Source organism: Aquimarina addita, from assembly GCF_039539305.1.
GTDB lineage: Bacteria > Bacteroidota > Bacteroidia > Flavobacteriales > Flavobacteriaceae > Aquimarina > Aquimarina addita.
Window position 1 is genome coordinate 131,762 of sequence record NZ_BAABCW010000011.1, and the last position, 21,810, is coordinate 153,571.

Genomic DNA, 21,810 nt, shown 5'->3' on the forward strand with positions numbered 1-21,810 from the left:
TACAAAGGTTTAGTGTAGTTATAAGTACATATACAATATAGAGTTGTATAAGACCTGTGTTTTTTTGAGAAAGTGTTTTCAAGAAATTGCAGTTTATAATAGATATTTATTAACCTTTTTAATCTTACTTTTATGAAGTATTTAGACACAAATCAATCTTACTCTTTTATTGGCTATCGTTTTCAGAAATTAGTACTCTTTCTTATTTTTTTAACTTTGTTATCACCTTTTATAGGTAATGCACAAGACGAATTGGAACGGCATTATGTAAAATATGATCTTGTTTTTCAATCAGAAGATAATAAATTGAATACCAAAAGCGCCGAAATTATTTCAGAAAAAATTTCAGAAAAAAATGCTGAATGGCTACGTTTATTTTTTACTGATATTAATCTGGGAGAGCAAAGTACCTTAACAATAACTTCTACTCTAGATGGTCATTCTCAAACTTTAACAGGTGAAACGATTAAAAATTGGCAAAATAGCTCTGCATATTTTAATGGCGATGAAGTAACTGTATCCTTACAGGTAGTAAATGACGAAAAAAATGTAGGTTTTACGATTCATAAAGTCGGTGTTGGAGAACGTGCCCAACAAACTAAATCTCAATGTGGATCTACAGATGACAGAGTATCATCTAATGATGCAGCAATTGGAAGAATCGTTCCTATAGGTTGTACGGGCTGGATTATACGTAATGGAAAATTAGTAACTGCAGGGCATTGTGCAGATGCAAGTAGAGCAACTATAATCGAATTTAATGTCCCACCTTCTAATTCAGATAGAAGTATTGTGCATCCAGGACCAGAAGATCAATATCCTATAGGTAATTTTATAACTCCTTATGCAGGAACTTCAATAACTGATTGGGCTGTTTTTACGGCAAGTTCTAATTCTGAAACGGGTCAAACACCTATTCAGGCACAAAGAAAATCATATAATGTAACACAAGCTACGCCCGGCAGTACTATAAGAATAACTGGATATGGAGTAGATAGTGGTAGTGATAATCAGACTCAACAAACTCATACCGGTCCAATGACAAGTACGAACTCCAATTATGTGTACTATCAGACTGATACAGAAGGAGGGAATTCTGGAAGTCCTATCATTGATGAGGCTACAGGTAATGCAGTTGGTGTGCATGCCTATGGAGGATGTAGGTCAATCAATGGTTCCAATTTTGGAGAAAGAGCTACTATTTCTGCTTTTTGGGATGCAATGGATCTCGATAATCCGGGTACCACAACTAATCTTGTGCAAATAGTGAAAAGAAATGCCTCTGGGTATGCTTTAGATGGTAATAATGGTGGTGCTGATGGGCAAAATTTATATTTATGGTCTAGTGATCCAGGTAATGTCAATCAACAATGGATCGAAATCGATCAAGGGGGTGGATACTACTCCTATATAAAAAACGGGACTAATTATGCAATTGATGGGGGTAATGGAGGTTCACTTAGACAAAATGTGTATTTATGGACATACAATGCAAATAATTATAATCAGCACTGGAGAAAGGTGAATGCTGGTGGAGGATATGTTAAGTTGGAAAAACGAAATTCATCTGGGTTTTCTATTAATGGAGGAAGCAATGGTGCCAATGGTCAAAATGTGAATCTATATACATCTAGTAATCCAAGTCAAAATTTACAATGGCAAATTATACCATTGAGCGAATCCGCAGACAATTCGGAATCAGTTGCTGGCGAAATCGAAAGTATAAACGAAGAAGAAGTTTTAGCACAAAATGCTGTTTTTATTTATCCAAATCCTTCTGACCAAGTATTTTCTATTAAGGTAGGAAAAGAGTTTGACAATGCGGTCGCAACTATCTATTCGTATTTAGGTAAGAAGCATGGTGAAATTTATTTAAAAGAAGGTGATAACGAAGTAAAGACTTCTCAGTTTTCGTTAAGCTCAGGTATGTATTTGTTAAGAGTTAATAGTCAAGGTGCTATAACTACGCATAATGTTATAATAAAATAGTAGTTATGGGATCTATTTTAATCGTATAAAATTCTATTTTTAGTTAAGAAAAAGGTGTCTTTGGAAAGTTTCAAAGACACCTTTTTTAATGTGTTTCACTTCGTATTTTTTAATAATTGTAACGTTTTAGTCTGTATTTCGTCATATAAATATAGATGCTAATAAAATTAGCATATTTACATTCATCAATCAAAAAAATAAATTATGAAAAAAGACAGGCAATTATTAGTTTTTACTCATCTATCGCAATTATTAGATGTAGTTACCGGTTTTGGGGGATTTATTGTTCCTTTAATTCTTTGGATCACTCAAAAAGATAAAGTATTAGCTATGGATGAACATGGTAAGTCAATCGTCAACTTTCAACTCAGTATGTTAATTTATGGGATCATTTGTATTCCCTTGACATTTTTATTTGGTCTGGGTGCCTTGGGATTGGCTGTGATAGGAATTCTATGTATTGTATTTCCTATCATAAATGCCATTAAAGTAAATGATGGGGAAAGTCCTTCTTATCCTTTATCCTTAGAAATTATAAAATAAGGTATCCTATCCTGAAATAAAAAAGAGGGCGATTTATCAAAATCGCCCTCTTTTTTTTATATACAATAAAACTAGTTTTGTTTTCTAATGTTCATTAGTTCTGAAATCAGGATATGCATCCATCCCATGTTCGTGACCATCCAAACCATCGATTTCTTCTTTTTCAGATACTCTTAATCCTACTGTTTTCTTAATAGCAAAAAGTATGATAAAAGCCGATATTAGACAGAATGCTCCGATTGCTCCGATTCCTGTTAGTTGATATAAAAGTTGATCCCCACCAGCTTTTGTTCCAAAAATTCCAACAGCTAATGTACCCCAGATACCACAAATTAAATGTACAGCAATGGCTCCAACAGGATCATCTAATTTTAATTTATCTACTAATGCAACACCTAATACAATAATAACACCAGCGATGATACCGATAATAACAGCTTCATTAGGTGACATAAGATCAGCTCCAGCAGTAATACCTACAAGACCTCCCAATATTCCGTTTAAGAACATAGTTAAGTCATAATTTTTATATAATACTGTAGAAGTAATAAAAGCTCCGATTCCTCCAGCTGCAGCTGCAAGACAAGTAGTTACTAGTGTAAGTGATGTAGCTGCAGGATCAGCAGATAATACAGATCCTCCGTTAAATCCAAACCATCCTAGCCATAAGATGAGTACACCTGCGGTAGCTAATGGTATATTGTGTCCTGGAATTGCTTGAGGCTTTCCTTCAGCATTAAATTTCCCAATTCTTGATCCTAATAAAAATACAGCAACTAATGCAGCCCATCCTCCTACAGAGTGTACAAGTGTTGATCCTGCAAAATCATAAAAACCAGCTTCTGATATAATTTCTCCAGCAGCATTATATTTGTTTCCGAGGGTATGAAGCCATCCGCCTCCCCATTTCCAAGCACCAACAATTGGGTAAATTAACCCAACGTATACTACGGTAAAAGTCATAAATGCTCCAAGTTTAATTCTTTCAGCAACAGCTCCAGAAACAATGGTAGCAGCAGTAGCAGCAAACATACCCTGAAATAAGAAATCTGTCCACCAGGTATAACCTGCACTTGCATATTCTGGAGTCATTCCGTTTGCCGGAGCCTCAATCCCAAATCCTGCAAATTTTAAAAATCCAGCATCCCCTGCTTCGAATCCGGGATACATCAAGTTAAATCCTCCGATGTAGTATAATAATAATCCTACACAGATAATAAAAACATTCTTAAACAGAATATTTATTGTGTTTTTCTGACGGGTTAATCCAATTTCTAAAAAAGAGAAACCTAAGTGCATAAAGAAGACAAGTGCAGTACACACCATCATCCATACATTATTTATAGTTAACATTTCCATTGTGTAATTGATCTTTAATTGTTTTCGTTTTAGTTAGTAATGTGTAATAATGATAAACTGTTAAGACAATGTATCACTACCTTTTTCTGCTGTGCGTATTCTATAAGCTTCGTTTATGTCAGAAATAAAGATTTTACCATCTCCTACTTCTCCTGTCTTACCCGCTTCCAAAATCGCAGCGATAGCACCTTCTACAAATTCATCATTGACAACGATGGATAGATAACGTCTTTGAATATCTGTTGTACTGTAAGAAACACCTCTATAAACACTTCCTTTTTGTTCGTTTCCTACACCCGTAACATCCCAGTAAGAAAAAAATGTTACGCCTTTGTCATGTAAAGCTTCCTTTACAACGCGATATTTAGATCTTCTGATGATTGCTTCTATTTTCTTCATAAAGATTAAAAGTTAAAATTAATGTTAAATCTGTTTCAAAAATATGTTATTTAATTTTTAACATCTATGTTTTAAAGGGTAAACTTATAATTTTTATCATTTTTAAAGAATTACCCCTAAAAAAATGGGGGGTATTTATTTTTAAGGTCAAAAACTGATGATTCCTTAGTTAAATATCAATTTTTTTATTCAAAATCTTGAATTACTCAATTTTCATGAATAAAAAGCTTCAATCCCTTGTCATATTTACATTTTTAACAAAAAACACGTTGTCAAATTCGTAATGAAAAGTCTATATTTTGTGATTATTTTATTGATTATGGTCTTTTTTTAAAGAGCAAAGAAAAGTAATGAGATAAGGAGCGATTTTCTTTTTCTTTCCTTAATGATTTGTTAATTTCATCATCTAGAAATCGTTTAGATCGGAAATAATATGAAGAAACAAGGAATGTATTTACCAGAATTCGAACACGACGCATGTGGTGCCGGATTTATATGTAGTTTGGAAGGGAAGAAGTCGAATGATATCATACATAAAGCATTAGAGATTCTTGAGAAATTAGAGCATCGAGGTGCGGTAAGTGCGGATGGAAAAACAGGTGATGGTGCTGGAATACTGATTGATATACCACACGATTTTTTTGTTGAAAACTGCACATTTGATTTACCAGAGGCTGGAGAATATGCTGTAAGTAATGTATTCTTACCTAAAAAAGATAATCAGAGACAGTTTTGTATTGATACCTTTGAGAAGAGTGTAGAAGATCAGGGACTTGTTTTGTTAGGATGGAGAAATGTTCCTGTAGATCATATTCATTTAGGAGAAATAGCTGCTACTACAGAACCATTTATCAAACAAATTTTTATTGGTAAAAGTAATCCGGAACAAAGCTATTTTGATTTTAATTTGAAATTATTTAGCGCACGTAAAATTGCAGAACATACTATTTATAGTTCTAAATTATCTGAAAACAAATTTTTCTATCTACCAAGTTTATCTACGAAGACTTTAATATTTAAAGGGCTTTTAATGCCCGAAGATATAAAATTGTACTATACAGATCTTATGGACCCTAAGGTGGTAACAAGATTAGCTTTAGTACATCAGCGTTTTTCTACAAATACATTTCCCACTTGGGATCTAGCACAGCCGTTTAGATATATGTGTCATAATGGAGAAATTAATACCTTAAGAGGTAATGTTTCCCGAATGCGATCCAGAGAAGAACTATTAGAAAGTGATTGGTTTGGAGAAGATATTAAAAAAATATTACCAGTTGTATTAAAAGGGAAGTCAGATTCTGCTTCTATGGATATGGTTGTTGAATTGTTGTTAATGACAGGGAGATCATTACCAGAAGTAATGATGATGATGGTACCAGAAGCTTGGGAGAAAAATCCAAATATGTCTGATGAGAAGAAAGCATTTTATGAATTTAACTCTTGTGCTGTAGAACCTTGGGATGGTCCTGCTTCAATTCCATTTACTGACGGTAATTATATAGGAGCTGTTCTGGACAGAAACGGATTAAGACCTTCTCGCTATACGGTGACTAAAGATGGATATGTAATAATGTCCTCAGAAACTGGTGTTGTAGATATCGAACCAAGTAATATAGAGTTTCATGGACGATTAGAGCCAGGGAAGATGTTTCTGGTTGATATGGGTGAAGGACGTATTATTAACGATGAAGAAATTAAAGAAGAAATAGCAGCAAAACATCCATATCGTAAATGGATTAATGCTAATTTGGTTCATTTAAAAAACATATCATATAATGACTGCCCTTTATTCTTAGGCGAAGAAACTATAGATACTCGTAAAGAGATTTTTGGATACACACAGGAAGATATTGATGTTATTATCGTTCCCATGAGTCAATCGGCAAAGGAACCTATTGGATCTATGGGGTCTGATACCCCAATTGCTGTACTTTCTGAACGTCCACAATTAATTTATAATTATTTTAAGCAGTTATTTGCACAAGTAACCAACCCGCCATTAGATGGTATCCGTGAAGAATTAATAACTGATATTAGTTTGACATTAGGGTCTGATCATAATATTTTTGATATTAATGAAAAACATTGTAAAAAATTAAAGATTCAAAATCCTGTTATTTCTAAAGAGGATTTGGATAAAATAAAAACATATACAGAAAATGGTTTTAAAGCCACGTCTGTACCAATGCTTTATAATGTAAATCGCGGCTTAAATGGCTTAGAAGATGCGTTGGAAGTATTACTTAAAAATGTTTCAGACACAATTGATGAAGGTAGTAATATTGTAATTTTATCTGATAGAAACGTTAGTAAGCACAGAGCTCCGATTCCTGCTTTGTTAGCCTGCTCTTATGTTAATAGTGGATTACAAAGATTGGGTAAGCGTTCCAAAGTGAGTCTTATTATAGAATCTGCAGAACCTAGAGAAGTACATCATTTTGCGCTACTATTCGGATATGGGGCTAGTGCAATCAATCCATATATGGTCAATGAGATTATAAAGGAGCAGATTGATGAGCAGAATATTTCTGGTTTATCCGGAGAAGAAGCAGTAACAAACTATAATAAAGCTGTTGGTAAAGGAGTGCTTAAAGTAATGAATAAAATTGGTATTTCTACTTTGAATTCTTACAGAAGTTCTCAGTTATTCGAATGTATAGGTATCAATACTAAGGTGGTGGATCAGTATTTTCCTAATACAGCCACACGTATTCAAGGAATTGGATTGTATGAGATAGAAAAAGAAATAGGAAAACGTCATAAGAGAGCATATATTGAAAGAGAAGTAGATGCTACGCTGGATTTAGAATTTGGTGGACAATATAAGTGGAGACGTAATGGAGAAAAACATCAGTTTAATCCAATGTCTGTGGCTAAATTACAAAAATCAGTTAGGGATAATGACCCAAAGACATACAGGGAATATGCTAACTTGATTAATGAACAGTCTAAAAGTTTAATGACCATTAGAGGGTTACTAGAGTTTTCTAATTATGACCCTATTCCTATAGAAGAAGTAGAACCGTGGACAGAAATTGTGAAACGTTTTAAAACAGGAGCGATGTCTTACGGATCGATTAGTAAAGAAGCTCACGAGAATCTTGCAGTAGCAATGAATCGTATAGGCGGAAAAAGTAATTCTGGTGAAGGAGGAGAAGATCCTACTCGTTTTTATAAAGATGCGAATGGAGATTGGAAGAATAGTGCTATTAAGCAGGTAGCTTCAGGTAGATTTGGAGTATCGTCAAATTATTTGACAAATGCAGCAGAGATTCAAATAAAAATGGCGCAGGGTGCTAAACCCGGAGAAGGAGGTCAGTTACCTGGACCTAAAGTAAATCCGGAAATTGCTAAAACACGTAATTCTACACCATATGTAGGGTTGATATCACCACCGCCACACCACGATATTTATTCAATTGAAGATTTATCGCAACTTATTTATGATTTAAAATCTGCAAATAGAAGTGCAAGAGTTAATGTTAAGTTAGTGTCTGAAGTAGGAGTAGGTACTGTTGCTGCAGGAGTTGCAAAAGCAAAAGCAGATGTTGTCTTAATATCCGGATTTGATGGAGGGACAGGAGCATCACCATTAACATCATTAAAACATGCGGGTCTGCCTTGGGAACTTGGTATTGCAGAAGCGCAACAAACATTAGTAGGTAACAACCTGAGAAGTAGAATCGTTCTAGAATGTGATGGTCAATTAAAAACCGGACGTGATGTGGCAGTAGCTTGTTTGCTGGGGGCAGAAGAATTTGGTTTCGCAACAGCACCATTAGTAGCTTCAGGCTGTATTATGATGCGTGTATGTCATCTGAATACCTGTCCAGCGGGTATAGCAACGCAAAATCCTGAATTACGTAAACGATTCAAAGGGAAACCAGAACACGTGGTAAACTATATGTATTTTGTTGCAGAAGAGTTGAGAGCGATTATGGCACAACTTGGTTTCCGTACTATAGATGAAATGGTAGGGCAAGTACAAAAACTAGATAGAAAAGCGGCTATTAGTCATTATAAATCTGCAGGAATTGATCTTTCTCCAATTTTACACAAGGTTGCAGCACCAGACAATGTGACTTTGTATAATTCAGAAAGACAAGATCATGGATTAGGTAAATCCATAGATTTTGAGATAATAGAACAAGCACACCAGGCATTATTTAGAAAAGAGAAAACTACATTAGATTTTGATATTATCAATACCGATAGAGCGGTAGGAGCTATTTTAAGTAATGAAATTTCTAAAATATACGGAGCGCAAGGATTACCGGATAGTACTTTAAAGCTAAACTTTACGGGTGCTGCCGGACAAAGTTTTGGAGCATTTGCTACTAAAGGTTTAACGATGATTGTCAATGGAAATACAAATGATTATCTAGGTAAAGGACTTTCTGGAGCAAAATTAATTATCAAAGTACCAGATGAGGCTACCATTGTGCCTGAAGAAAATGTAATAACGGGTAATGTTACCCTGTATGGAGCGACGGCAGGTGAAGTATATATTAACGGAAAAGCAGGAGAACGATTTTGTGTTCGTAACTCAGGAGCTAAAGCTGTGGTAGAAGGTATCGGAGATCATGGGTGTGAGTATATGACCGGAGGTGTTGCTGTTATACTTGGTGAAGTGGGAAGAAACTTTGGGGCAGGAATGTCTGGAGGTATTGCCTATATTTATGATGATAAAAATACGTTTGAGGCAAACTGTAATAAAGAAGCATTAAATCTGGATCCAGTAATAGAACAAGCTGATATTGAGGAATTGAAGACCTTGATAGAAAACCATTATAATGCTACATTAAGTCCTATAGCACAAAGAATTTTAGAGAATTGGGAAAACGAATTATCTAAATTTATTAAAATTCTACCAGAAGAATACAAACAGGCATTAAAAAGATTAGAAGAAGAAAACTTAGCGCAAGCTTAAAAAAACGATATTAACCATGGGAAAGATAACTGGATTTTTAGAATTTGAGAGAGAGATTGAGCAGTACCAGCCTGTTAAGGATCGTATAAAAGAGTATAAGGAATTTACGATTCCAATGGAGGAGAGTAAATTGAAAGATCAAGGAGCCCGTTGTATGGATTGTGGTGTTCCATTTTGTCATAGTGGGTGTCCTTTAGGAAATTTAATTCCCGATTTTAATGACGCAGTGTATCGAGGTAAATGGGAAAAAGCAGCAACTATATTGCACTCTACTAATAATTTTCCTGAGTTTACTGGTAGACTATGCCCTGCACCTTGTGAAGAAGCATGTGTATTAGGAATTAATGAGGATCCTGTTACTATTGAAAATATAGAAAAAAACATAGTAGAAGAGGCTTTTGAAAAAGGATGGGTTAAAGCGGTCTCTCCAAAAGAGAGAACTGGTAAAACTGTTGCTGTTATTGGATCAGGACCTGCTGGATTGGCAGCGGCTCAACAATTAAATCGTGCAGGACATCTAGTAACTGTTTTTGAAAGAGATGAAAAAGTAGGAGGTTTATTACGATATGGAATTCCTGATTTTAAACTGGAAAAAAATGTGATTGATCGTCGAGTAACGGTACTGGAAGAAGAAGGTATTGTGTTTAAGACCAATACCTGGATAGGAAAAGATATTACTGCAGAATCACTTAAAGAAGATTTTGATGCAGTTGTGCTTTGCACAGGAGCTACTATAAGACGTAACCTTCCTGTAAAAGGTGCTGATCTAAAGGGAGTGACACAGGCGATGGATTTTCTTAAGCAGAATAATAAGCGTGTAGATGGAATTAGTGATCTTGGAGAAGAAATTCTAGCCACAGGAAAAGATGTTATTGTAATAGGAGGGGGAGATACAGGATCAGATTGTATTGGTACTTCTATTCGTCATGGTGCTACATCAGTAACTAATTTTGAGATTATGGGTAAAGGAACTACGGAACGTCCGGCTAATCAACCATGGCCTTTCTGGCCTATGCGTCTTCGTACTAGTTCATCACACGAGGAAGGTGCAGAACGTAATTGGAGCATATCTACAAAAGAGTTTTTAGGAGATGAGAACGGTAATCTTACTGGATTAATTACTTCACAAGTAGAATGGAAAAAGGTCGATGGTCGTTTTACTTTAAATGAAATACCTGGGACTGAGAAAGAATGGAAATGTGAGCTGGCATTGCTAGCTCTTGGGTTTACAGGATCAGAACCTACAATTGCAGAACAACTGGGGATATCTATGGATGCCAGAACAAATATTAGCGCTACAGAAGCAAATTATACAACTAATGTAAAAGGTGTTTTTGCTGCCGGAGATACACGTAGAGGACAATCTCTTATTGTGTGGGCAATCTCAGAAGGTAGAGAGGCTGCTTATCATATAGACTCATATTTGATGGGATCTTCAAGTTTACCTCGAAAAGGTGAAGGAGATCTTCCAAGAGTTTAATTTTAATAAGTGTTATTTTTATAAAAAAAGCTGCTGATCAAATATGATTAGCAGCTTTTTGATATAAATAAGAAAAGAGATATAACTTAAATGGCATTATGATTCACCACGAGCGGGATAATTCTTTTTCTGAACAAAATCTATAGCACTTAAAATTTCTTCAAAATTGGGTCTTGCAAATGGCATAGTCTGAATAGCTGAAAAATATAAGGTACCATCTGATTTAATCAGGAAAACGCCTGGTTCAGTAAATTCTTCAGGTTCCTTTTCACTAATTCCTTTGGAGATAAATAATCCCCATTCACGTCCTTTTTTTATAGATAAATTAAATCCAAGAGGTAATGCTGTGATATTCCATTCATCAACAGATCTTTTAGCTCTTTCTTCACTGTCAGAACTAATGGCAATTACATGTACTCCTCTATCTATAAAATCTTGTAATTTTTCTGTTAATTCTTCCAGATACTTTTTGCAAACAGGACAGTGTACTCCTCTATAAAATACGATTAATGTATAGTTTTCTGGATGCTGATTAGATAATTTCCACTGTGTACCATTAATAAGATCTACAACAAGTGATGGTACTTTTGTTCTTGGTTTAATCATAATTTTTTTATCAAATATAAATTTATAAGATAATTTATTTTAACTTAAATAATGTTTGTATTAACTCTATTATAAGAATTTGAAAGTCTTGTTTATCAAATTTTTTCTAAATAGTACATATTAGTGTATTTACTTAGTAAAAATCCTTTGTAGCCATTTGTTATTTTATTTTTAGAATACAGGCATTTCGACTAGTAGTTTATTATTTATCATTTAGGCTAATAAAATTTGGATTAGCGATCACAGAATTGTTGTAATAGTGCGTTATTTCGAATGAATTTTAGAAAATGTTTTTAATTACATTTTAGGGTAAATAGTATTGAGTATACTATCCTGATTTTTGAACTTATTTCAATATTATATTTATGAGAATCAATTACTTTCAGTTTTCATTTGTTGTAGCATCGTTACTGATATTGCATGGATGTGCTACCTATAAACCACAACAAAAAAGTGAAGAACAATTAATGCCTTCTTTATCTAAAAAGGTAAAGCATACCTTTTATTTAGTAGGAGGATATGGAAATCAACAGCGAGAGGATGTGTCGGAAAGCTTAAGTGAATTACTTTCTGAAGAATTAGCAAAAGCAGATAAAAAAAGTACTTTATTGTTTTTAGGAGATAATATATCCGAAAAAGAAAAGGAGAAGAAAAAGGATTTTGCATTATTAGACGAGCAGTTGGCTTTTGCCAAGGGATTTAAAGGAGAAATGATTTTTACTCATGGAGTAAACGAATGGAAAGATGCTAAGATTGATGAGATGGAGGAATATGAAGATTATATAGAAAAAAATACTGCTGCTGATGCTGAGTTTAAAGAAAAAAACGGATGTCCACTGGAGCATATAGTAGTTAATGATCAGCTAGATATGATTATTGTGAACTCATATTGGTTTATAACAAATTGGGATCGTGTAGAAGAGATTAACAAGAAGTGTTCTAATATTAATACCAGAAGGCGTTTTGCAGAAGAATTGGAAGGTTATATAAACGACGCACAAGATAAAAATATATTAATTGTCATGCATCATCCCATTTTTAGTAATGGTGTCAACGCTGGGCATGAAACTTTGGGCAGTCATCTCTTACCGGTGCCGGTATTAGGGAGTGTTATCGATGAGGTAAAAGATCTTTCGAGTTTATCAAAAGATCAGTTAGATTTTCCTAGATATAGATATTTAAGAATTTTGGTGAGCTCAATTGCACAAAAGTCGGATCGAGTTACCGTAGCTTCTGGTCATGAGGAAAGCTTGCAATATCTATCAGGGGGTGGTATACATCAGATTATTAGTGGTTCTTTTGGCAATGCATCAGCTACCTATCGCACTAATGGGTTCATTCACGCACCAGGAGGAACTTTAAAATATAATGGAAAATTTACCTATGGATCTAAGGGATTTGCTAAATTAGAATATTATGAAGATGGTTCTTCATCTGTCAGTTTTATAACACCTAATCAAAAGGAAGAATATAATTTTGATGTTTTAACACCTCTAAAAACATATGAAGATTATAATTTTGATACATCAACATACCCTGCTGAGAAAAAGGCCGTTATAATTGAAGATGATGCTTCTTTAGAAAAATCTGGATTCTATACGTTTTTGTGGGGTGAACGATACAGATCTTATTTTAATAAAGAAGTAACTGTTCCTGTTGCACTATTAGATACCTTATATGGAGGACTCACTGTTGAAAAAAGAGGAGGAGGACATCAATCTAATTCTTTAAGACTGGTAGATAGTCAAAACCGGGAATATGCTATGAGATCTTTAAAAAAAGAGGCTTTAAAATTCTTAACTCAGAAGATTCAGGGGATTTCTTATGATACTCAGGATTATGAAAATACACTAACAGAAGATTTAGTATCAGATTTTTTTACTACTGCGCATCCATTTATGCAAATGGTCATTAATGATATGGCAGATAAATTGGATATTAATCATTCTGAAACTAATTTATTCTATGTTCCAAAACAAAATCGTTTAGGTGTATATAATGAAGGGTATGGAGATGAGTTATATTATATAGAGAGACGTCCCTCTGAAGAACAAAACAAATATGAAGGATATAGGCGCGCCATCCCGGATGTAGATGGTAAAGTATCAGATTTTGAAAGCACTACTGATGTGCTGGAGAAAATTAAAGAAGATGAATCTTATGTAGTAGCCCAAAAAGCATATATACGAGCAAGAATATTTGATATGCTTATAGGTGATTGGGATAGACATCAGGATCAATGGAGATGGGTAGAATATGATAAAGATGATAAAGATGAAAAACTTTTTATACCAGTTGCAAGAGATAGGGATAATACATTCTCTAAATATGATGGCATTGCAATACCATTTATAAAGACGTTTTCGCCTCCTACTAGATTATGGCAATCGTATGGTCCCAAAATTAAAAGTGTAAAATGGTTTAATGCTGAAGGACATAATCTGGATCAAACGTTTATTACTAAATATGGAGTAGATGCTTGGATAGAAGAAGCAAAATTTATACAGGAAAATCTTAGTGAAGGTTCCGTTGATGAGGCATTTAAAAATTTACCAGTTGAGATTCAGGATGATGTTACCAATGAAATAAAAAATAATCTAAAGCAAAGGCTAAAAGATATTGATCAATATGCAAAAGAATATGCTACCTATCTAAATAAAACAGCTGTGGTCTCAGGAACTCACAAAGATGATATATTCGAAATTACACGAATGCCCGAAGGAAAAACAAGAATCGTTGGAAAAAGAAACCTAAAAGAGAAGGAAAACAAGGTGTTTTACGATAGGGTTTTTGATAAAAATGAAAATAAAACTATATTGATATATGGATTAAATGATGATGATACTTTTATAGTAAACGGTGATGGCGACTCCTACAGTAAAATAAAAATAATTGGAGGATATGGTACGGATGTTTATAAAATAGAGAATAAGCGAAGTATAAAAGTGTATGACTGGGAGTTCGAGAAATCTGATTTTACAAAAAAGAAGCCTGCTAAACAATTAACGAATTTGTATGAAACTAATACGTTACATTGGCGATATTTTCAAGAAGATTATAATATTATAATGCCTACTATTGGTTTGCGTAATGATGATGGTTTGTTTCTTGGGTTGAGAAATACCTACACTAAATTTGGAATTCATGGTGATGGTAAAGATTTTAAACAACAACATACCTTTGGTGGAAATTACTTTTTTACTTTTCAAGGCTTCGATCTGTCATATAAAGGTGTTTTTGCTAATATTTTTCCTAATTGGAATTTTACTCTAAACGGATATTACACCAGTGATGGGTATGCTAATAACTTTTTTGGATTTGGTAATGAAACGGAAAACCTTGAAGATGATTTTAATCAGGATTTTAATCGTTCACAGATGGAGCAAATTAAAGTGGATGCTTCTGTAAGTTATAGATCATTATATTTTAAAGCATTGTTCGAATCAATAACGGTTAATGACGATCCGGATCGATTTGTAAATCAGATGAATGTCAATCCATTGGTTTTTGAAGCACAATCCTTTGCAGGTGTAGAAACTGGCTTTTCTTTTGATAGTCAAAATGCATTTGATTTTCCTACTAAATCTTTAACTTTCAAATTATATGGGGGATATAAGAAAAATTTACAAAATTCAGAAAATGAATTTGGATATGCATCCTTTACACTTGGTGGTAGTCATCAGTTAATTCCTTCAGGACATTTAGTTCTGGGAACAAAAGCAGAGATTATGGCAAATATAGGTAGTGACTATTTTTATTATCACGCGCCATCCATAGGTGGAGATAATGGTTTAAGAGGATTTAGAAATGAACGTTTTACGGGAGAACAATACTTTTATCAGACTACGGATTTAAAATTAAGAATAAAGCGTTTTGTTACTTCGGTTTTTCCTGTAACCTTTGGAACATTTGGTGGATTTGATTATGGTAGAGTATGGATTGACAATCAAAACTCTAACCAATGGCATACTTCTTATGGTGGAGGGCTATGGTTAAGTGGAGCCGATACATTTGCATTTAGATTGGGTATGTTTGGATCAGAAGAAGGTTTTCAAATCCAGGGAGGTTTCGGTTTTGAATTTTAGGATAAAAAAATTAAAACCTTGGGTTGTATACGCTATGTACTAATCCTAATTCCTGAGCAATTATATTGATTGAATCTACTGCCAGTTCCTTTTTTGAGGTTGATATTAAAAAAAGTTTCACAGTATGATTCTCATTTAATAAATATAATTCATATCGTTTTACTTCATATCCTTGATCGGGTTTTGCCATAGAGGACCAAGCGAATTTTTGTGTACCATTAAAGGAAAGAAGACTGATATCTGTAATGCGATCCAGAGATAGTTGTTTCTTCTTAAGCACTTTTCCGAAGAAAAATTGAGTTTTATATAAATTACCATTTTTAATTAGAATTCCCTTTTTACAGAATAACATCACTAGAATTCCAATAGAAATAGGAAAGAGTATAACTAAGAAGAAGGTACTTATGGAATAATGTTCTAATTCTGGTGCACCAAGAATCCATAATATCATCGCAAGTAACATAAGAGAACCAAGAAAAAAGAGGACTAAAAAAATCATAATTAGAAAAATTTTCTGAAATGTTGTGAAGTTTGATGAGAATATGATTTTCTTCATAGCAATGCGGTGTGTCTACAATTTTAGCAATAGATTAAGTGGTTGTTTTTTATACTGTTAACAAAGGTATACTTAAATTAGAATGGCAAATTAGAAAGGTCTACATTGCCTCCTGATAGAATAATTCCAATTTTTTTATTCTTGAATCTCTCTTTTTTACGAAGTAGTGCCGCAAAAGGGACAGCGCAAGAGGGTTCGATAATAATTTTCATCCGTTCCCAAATGAGTTGCATTGCATCTATAATTTCTTTTTCTTCTACTCGTATTATTTCAGAAACATACTTTTTGATAATAGGAAAATTAACATCTCCTAACGGCATTCTAAGACCGTCAGCGATCGTATGAGTAGTTTCATTCATTTCTAGTTTTCCACTTTTCAATGCACGATATGCATCATCAACTTCAAAGGGTTCTCCGCCAATGATAGTGCAGTTTTTTCCGTAAAAATAGGCAGCTAATGCTGTTCCTGCTATTAATCCACCGCCACCTACTGGTGCAAAGATATATTCTAGATCAGGATAGTCTTCCAGTAATTCTAATGCGGCTGTTCCTTGCCCCAAGATTACCTCGAGTTGATTAGATGGATGAATATAAGTAGCTCCTTTTTCTAATTGCACCCTTATAGCAGTAGATTCTCGGTCTTTTTGTGTGGGAGGACATTCTATTATATGACCTCCATAACCTTTTACAGCCTCTTTTTTCACTTTTGGAGCGTTTGATGGCATAACGATATATGCTGTAATACCCAGGTTTTGGGCAGCCAGTGATAATGCTTGTGCAAAGTTGCCAGAAGAATGGGTTACAACTCCTTTGGATTTTTGTTGATCAGATAACTGTAAAATGGCATTCATAGCACCCCGCATCTTAAAAGCTCCCATGCGTTGGAAGTTTTCACATTTAAAAAACAAATCCGCTCCCGACATTGTATTAAGTAATCTGGAAGTCATTACAGGAGTTCTATGGATATTAGATTTAATACGTTTGTGGCAATCTTTTAAGTCTTTTGCTGTCATGAATCTGATAAGTTTTTGAACTGTATAAAGTTAAACGATTATATAGACATTTTTTTAATCATCACTGTTCGTTTTTTACTATTGATAATCTGGTTAATTTTTGAACTCTCCAATCAAAACAATATTCGATCCTTCAACTTCATCGTGTTTCGTAAATTTAATTTTTGATTGATAATGATTTATTAAATATTCAATGTTTGTTTTTTCTTTTAAGTTAATGCCTGCATTAAAAATAACGTGACCTTTTGGTTTAGTTAATAAGATGAGGTTATTCCAAAAATCTGACTTATAAAATTGGTCAGGAACTATAGTGTCTATAAATAAATCGATTATAATAAGGTCAAATTTTTGTTGACAAGTCTCTACATAAGCTATTGCATCATCACAAATAATTGTAAGGCTTTCATCTTCTACAATATTAAATTCTTGTTTGGCAATCTCAATTATCATCTCGTCAATTTCTACCGCAGTGATTTTACCGGTATGCTTAAAGTTTTTTCGTAGCGATTGTATAACACTTCCACCGCCAAGTCCTAACAATAGAATTTCTGAATCGTATTGCAAATTGATTTTTGATATCCCATATGATAATAGTCTCTGCAAAGATCCATAAGAGTAATTGGCATTTTTACTATCCAGTACTTTCTTGCCATCAATCCAGGTGATTTCTAATATCCCATTTATATTAGATTTGATTTTTTTAGTGACGGGCCAGATGTAGCTTATGATTTTTTTCAAAATGATGAGTTATAGGTGTAAAACTACTTTTTATTTCCTAAAAGCTGACTAGAAGTTGATCATTTTGTTAGCAATTGAATGAATGAATTTTTTCTGTTTTAAAGCAACTATAGGAATTATAAAAGCTTAGATAGTAAACTACTAGACTAAATAAAACCACAACATTACCTATACAAAAGCTTTAATAATTACTTTTTGTATTGAATATTGTGTATTTTTTGTGTCATTTTAGTAGAGATATTGTTTATTTTTTGCTAAAAAAATAGATAATTGTTAATAATTTATGGTTTTGTATGTTTTTTGTTGTAGTTGTTCTTTATCGTGTATCAAAATAGTATTCCTAGTTTTATAAAGTTTAAAAAAATGCCTTTAGCATTGTTTATGCATCGTATGGTATATATTATTTTATATCACAACTTAGTGAAGATGACGATTATTTAAAAAGATTGGTTAGGGTGAAAATTTTTGAAAATAAACATTATGATATACTATTAAAACAAAAAAAACGTTAACACTGGCGGAAATAAATTAACCAACATATTCACACAAATATTTAAAATTATGAGAAAATTAAAACCTTTTGTCAAATCAGTTTTTACACTGTTTTTGATTTCTTTTGTGGGCTTACAAGAGATGCGGTCACAAAGTACAATCAATGTAGGATCAGGATCCTATGCGGAATATCCGCCTAGTCATGAGTATATAGGAAATGATCCTACACAACCTACTTTTCAGAGTATAGCAAGATTTCCTACCTTGGATATAGGACCAGATATGGCTGGAAAGCCGGTGCCTACTAATGATTGGTGGACTAGTGTTCTATATGCTGAAAATGATGATGGTACAAGAAATGGAGGAAACTTATGGACGTATCCGTTATTATCGAGAGCAAATACAGAGGGATTTCAAATAGGACATAGAACTGCTAAAGATTGGGGAGGAGATGAAAGTGTAGGGATTAGTGTTGACTATTTAGTAACCTTAACAGGGGATAACTTTTCGGCTTCTAAGACAGTAGCTACTAATTGGTCTGATTGGCATGTAGATTTAGAGGTACAACAAAGTGACAGTCCTAATACTATGAATGTTACTTTAGCACAAGGTATGCCATTTGTATGGATTAAGACAAATGGATTTAATGCTATTGTTCAATCGGTTCATACAGGCGTAAGAACATATTATGATGCTAATGGTGAGGTACTTAGTTTTCCAACAACTACAGATAGGTTTGCTATAGAATATGATGGCAATTTATATGGCGTACACCTATCCGAAACGACTACGATTACCGGTGTTGATGGTAATGAAGGAAATCTGGAAATTGCAAATACAAGCGGTAAGTATGTTGTGTTCTCGGCATTGACTGATATTTCTGATCTTGATTTTTTACATACTTATGCATTTACAAAACCAACAGGAACTACAGCAGTTTATGATTACCAGCCAGATAATGGATTGGTGAATGTTACATATGAAGTAGAGACTACCAATATTGTAGGAACAGAATCTAATGTATTACAGGGATTTATACCACATCATTATAGAGGTAATGCTAATACATTTTCATTTTTAACAGGTAGAGAATATACAGCAACGCCCAGAGGAACCTTAAAATTAGCTGCGGGAACTAATTTTACCTTCAGCTATGAATTTAAAGCGGATATTTTGCCACATTTTAATGAACCTACAACAGTAACATCTGATGCAAACCCATATGAAAAAGCTAAGCTTACAGAAATGATAGATAGCTATAGTGCAAGTTTAGATCCTGATAATTTTGCAGACGGAACATATTGGGGAGGAAAAGCTTTAGTGAAATTGATTAAATATGCATTAATTGCTAAGGAAATAGGGCATCCTGATTTTGACAGTTTATTGAACCTTGCCAAAGAGCGTACCTATGATTGGTTGACATATACTCCTGGGGAAACGTCTTTTTATTATGCCTATTACCCAGCCTGGAAAGCGCTGGTAGGGTTTAATGAAGAGTATTATTCTGGTTTTTTTACTGATCATCATTTTCATTACGGGTATCTTGCGCATGCAGGGGCTTTATTAGAGATGGCAGAGCCTGGTGCTATGGATGGATATTGGCCAATGCTTACTAGTGTAATCAAAACGTATGCAAATTGGGATCGAAATGATACTGATTTTCCATATATGAGAACCTTTAGCCCATGGATGGGACATTCTTTTGCAAATGGTTTAGGTAATGCTATTGGAAATAATCAGGAGTCTACATCAGAAGCTATGCAATCCTGGGCAGGGATGTTTATGACGGGAGAGATTACAGAAAATGAGGAGATGAGGGATGCTGCAGCATATGGATATTTGATGGAAAGCAGAGCTATTGCTGATTATTGGTATAATGAAAGTGGCGTATTTGAAGAAATAGGATATGAACAGCCAATCGTTGGGATTCTGGAAATGAATAGATATGTTTATGGTACTTTTTTTGGAGCGCAGGATACATATATTCATGGAATCCAATGGTTACCTGTTTCTCCTGCGTATGGTTTTTGGAATGATTTCCTAACTACTAATGAAGCAAATGCAATAGTAGACCCTATTATCAATAATATGGAGGCTGATCTGGGGGCACTAAGCGGTGATTGGATGAATGTTAGCTGGGGATTCAAATTATTTTTTGACCCAGAAGGTGTAACCAAAAATTTTGAAGAATTCTGGGATAGTAGTGCAGGTACGGATGCATATAGCGTAGCTCATAATTCTACCGAAAATGCATTAACCTATTATTATGCACATAACTCTCAAAATCTAGGATTACGTCAATCAAATTACAGATTGAGTTTGCCATTGAGTAGTGCATTTCTTAAAGATGGTAGCATGACATATGTAGTGTATAATCCGAAAGATGTAGCGCAGGTGTGCGAGGTTTTTAAAGATGGAAGTATAGTAGATTCATTTACAGTTCCCGCAACTACCTTAATTACAACAGATGGATCAGGAGTGATTATAACGCCTACAGAATCTCATCCTATACCAGGTTTAGTAGAAGCAGAAGATTATAAAGAAGGAGGTCAAAATGTAGGCTATTTTGATACTACTACAGGAAATCGAGGAGGAGCTTATAAAACAGATGATGTGGATATTCAGAATGCAGGAGATACTACAGGGATATATAACGTAGGATGGATTGCTTCTGGTGAGTGGTTAGCATATACTATTGATGCGAGTGCTTCTACAGATACATATGATCTTGATTTTAGAGTAGCTTCAATCAATGGAAACGGAAAATTTCATGTGGAGTTAGATGGCACTGTTATTACGGATGTTATTTCGGTACCAGATACAGGAGCCTGGCAAAATTATACTACTCTTACAGTTCCTGGTGTTACAATTAGTTCTGAAGTTCACGAGTTAAAACTGGTTTTTGATGCGGCTGGACTTAATGTAAATTATTTAGAATTTAAAGAGAGTATAACGACAGGGGTGACAAATTGTAATGGAGATGCTTCTAACGGTCAATATAGTTATGAAATTTCATCAGATGGTACTAACCCTACTCTTACCTTTATTCCAGAAGCTACCGATATGGGAGATACGGTTTGTATCCTCTATTACGGCACAACTGCTACAGGAGGGTATCCTGGATATAATGTGACACCTATGGTACCATTTCAAATAAATGCCAGTGAAGGCCAAGAGATTTATTTCTACTATACCTATAGCCTCCCCACTGGTGGTGAGAATAATACATCAGGATCGCGACACAATTTTACTGTAGGATCATGTGGAGATAGGTCTGGTGTTAGTGAAGATAAAATAACTTCTAACATATCTATTTATCCAAATCCAATAGAAAATATAATGAGTCTTTCTGGATTGGCGAATGATGTAAGGGTTCATGTGTATAGTATTGGAGGTACTCTTGTCAAAAATCAATTGCTAAAGGATTCTCAAACACAAGTAGATATGGATATGAGCGCATTAGCAAAAGGATTATATATCGTAAAAGTCTATAGTGATACCAAAGAAACCACTGTTCATAAAATTATGAAGAATTAACCCTAAAACTAGCTATTACCAAAAAGGGCAACTTCTCTGAAGTTGCCCTTTTTATATATTATATCTCGTCCTTACATAAG

The 21,810-nt window shown here is 34.1% G+C and carries 12 protein-coding genes; 6 read left to right on the forward strand and 6 right to left on the reverse strand.

What is annotated here, in order from left to right; genetic code table 11:
- Nucleotides 1-132: 132 nt before the first annotated feature.
- Both ABD816_RS14035 and ABD816_RS14040 read left to right on the forward strand, forming a co-directional pair.
- Nucleotides 133-1,989: a trypsin-like peptidase domain-containing protein gene (locus ABD816_RS14035; RefSeq protein WP_344928411.1), complete on the forward strand. Its 1,857-nt coding sequence runs from the start codon at nucleotides 133-135 to the stop codon at nucleotides 1,987-1,989.
- A 204-nt stretch (nucleotides 1,990-2,193) separates the two neighbouring features.
- Complete coding sequence (locus tag ABD816_RS14040) at nucleotides 2,194-2,532, forward strand: DUF4870 domain-containing protein (RefSeq protein ID WP_344928413.1); 339 nt, start codon at nucleotides 2,194-2,196, stop codon at nucleotides 2,530-2,532.
- 84 nt (nucleotides 2,533-2,616) lie between these two features.
- On the opposite strand, the gene ABD816_RS14045 is transcribed toward ABD816_RS14040, so the two are convergent.
- Nucleotides 2,617-3,891, reverse strand: coding sequence for an ammonium transporter (locus ABD816_RS14045; RefSeq protein WP_344928415.1), 1,275 nt, complete (start codon nucleotides 3,889-3,891; stop codon nucleotides 2,617-2,619).
- A gap of 60 nt (nucleotides 3,892-3,951) precedes the next feature.
- Nucleotides 3,952-4,290, reverse strand: a complete 339-nt coding sequence (locus ABD816_RS14050) for a P-II family nitrogen regulator (protein ID WP_344928417.1) — start codon at nucleotides 4,288-4,290, stop codon at nucleotides 3,952-3,954.
- Between the two features lie 433 nt (nucleotides 4,291-4,723).
- Between ABD816_RS14050 and gltB the strand changes: the two genes are divergently transcribed.
- Nucleotides 4,724-9,223, forward strand: coding sequence for a glutamate synthase large subunit (gltB, locus tag ABD816_RS14055; RefSeq protein WP_344928420.1), 4,500 nt, complete (start codon nucleotides 4,724-4,726; stop codon nucleotides 9,221-9,223).
- A 16-nt stretch (nucleotides 9,224-9,239) separates the two neighbouring features.
- Nucleotides 9,240-10,703, forward strand: coding sequence for a glutamate synthase subunit beta (locus ABD816_RS14060; RefSeq protein ID WP_344928421.1), 1,464 nt, complete (start codon nucleotides 9,240-9,242; stop codon nucleotides 10,701-10,703).
- Between the two features lie 96 nt (nucleotides 10,704-10,799).
- On the opposite strand, the gene ABD816_RS14065 is transcribed toward ABD816_RS14060, so the two are convergent.
- Nucleotides 10,800-11,309 carry a peroxiredoxin-like family protein gene (locus ABD816_RS14065; RefSeq protein ID WP_344928423.1) on the reverse strand — a complete coding sequence of 170 codons (510 nt, stop codon included), beginning with the start codon at nucleotides 11,307-11,309 and terminating at the stop codon, nucleotides 10,800-10,802.
- A 365-nt stretch (nucleotides 11,310-11,674) separates the two neighbouring features.
- Between ABD816_RS14065 and ABD816_RS14070 the strand changes: the two genes are divergently transcribed.
- Nucleotides 11,675-15,394: a bifunctional metallophosphoesterase/BamA family protein gene (locus ABD816_RS14070; RefSeq protein WP_344928425.1), complete on the forward strand. Its 3,720-nt coding sequence runs from the start codon at nucleotides 11,675-11,677 to the stop codon at nucleotides 15,392-15,394.
- A gap of 10 nt (nucleotides 15,395-15,404) precedes the next feature.
- On the opposite strand, the gene ABD816_RS14075 is transcribed toward ABD816_RS14070, so the two are convergent.
- The 3 genes from ABD816_RS14075 to ABD816_RS14085 all read right to left on the reverse strand — a co-directional run bounded on the left by ABD816_RS14075 (nucleotide 15,405) and on the right by ABD816_RS14085 (nucleotide 17,701).
- Nucleotides 15,405-15,950 (reverse strand): hypothetical protein, encoded by a 546-nt coding sequence (locus ABD816_RS14075; RefSeq protein ID WP_344928427.1) that lies wholly within the window; start codon nucleotides 15,948-15,950, stop codon nucleotides 15,405-15,407.
- Nucleotides 15,951-16,027: 77 nt separating this feature from the next.
- Complete coding sequence (locus tag ABD816_RS14080; RefSeq protein ID WP_344928429.1) at nucleotides 16,028-16,963, reverse strand: pyridoxal-phosphate dependent enzyme; 936 nt, start codon at nucleotides 16,961-16,963, stop codon at nucleotides 16,028-16,030.
- A gap of 93 nt (nucleotides 16,964-17,056) precedes the next feature.
- A complete protein-coding gene (locus ABD816_RS14085) occupies nucleotides 17,057-17,701 on the reverse strand; it encodes a spermidine synthase (protein ID WP_344928431.1) in 645 nt (214 codons plus the stop codon).
- Between the two features lie 561 nt (nucleotides 17,702-18,262).
- Between ABD816_RS14085 and ABD816_RS14090 the strand changes: the two genes are divergently transcribed.
- Nucleotides 18,263-21,730, forward strand: a complete 3,468-nt coding sequence (locus ABD816_RS14090; RefSeq protein ID WP_344928433.1) for a glycosyl hydrolase — start codon at nucleotides 18,263-18,265, stop codon at nucleotides 21,728-21,730.
- Nucleotides 21,731-21,810 lie beyond the last annotated feature (80 nt).

Bases quoted from the DNA above. Each gene is read 5' to 3' on its own strand.
- ABD816_RS14040 (WP_344928413.1), top strand. From the start codon at position 2,194: ATGAAAAAAGACAGGCAATTATTAGTTTTTACTCATCTATCGCAATTA.
- ABD816_RS14075 (WP_344928427.1), bottom strand. From the start codon at position 15,950: ATGAAGAAAATCATATTCTCATCAAACTTCACAACATTTCAGAAAATT.
- ABD816_RS14090 (WP_344928433.1), top strand. From the start codon at position 18,263: ATGAGAAAATTAAAACCTTTTGTCAAATCAGTTTTTACACTGTTTTTG.
- ABD816_RS14070 (WP_344928425.1), top strand. From the start codon at position 11,675: ATGAGAATCAATTACTTTCAGTTTTCATTTGTTGTAGCATCGTTACTG.
- ABD816_RS14050 (WP_344928417.1), bottom strand. From the start codon at position 4,290: ATGAAGAAAATAGAAGCAATCATCAGAAGATCTAAATATCGCGTTGTA.
- ABD816_RS14080 (WP_344928429.1), bottom strand. From the start codon at position 16,963: ATGACAGCAAAAGACTTAAAAGATTGCCACAAACGTATTAAATCTAAT.
- ABD816_RS14045 (WP_344928415.1), bottom strand. From the start codon at position 3,891: ATGGAAATGTTAACTATAAATAATGTATGGATGATGGTGTGTACTGCA.
- gltB (WP_344928420.1), top strand. From the start codon at position 4,724: ATGAAGAAACAAGGAATGTATTTACCAGAATTCGAACACGACGCATGT.
- ABD816_RS14065 (WP_344928423.1), bottom strand. From the start codon at position 11,309: ATGATTAAACCAAGAACAAAAGTACCATCACTTGTTGTAGATCTTATT.
- ABD816_RS14035 (WP_344928411.1), top strand. From the start codon at position 133: ATGAAGTATTTAGACACAAATCAATCTTACTCTTTTATTGGCTATCGT.
- ABD816_RS14060 (WP_344928421.1), top strand. From the start codon at position 9,240: ATGGGAAAGATAACTGGATTTTTAGAATTTGAGAGAGAGATTGAGCAG.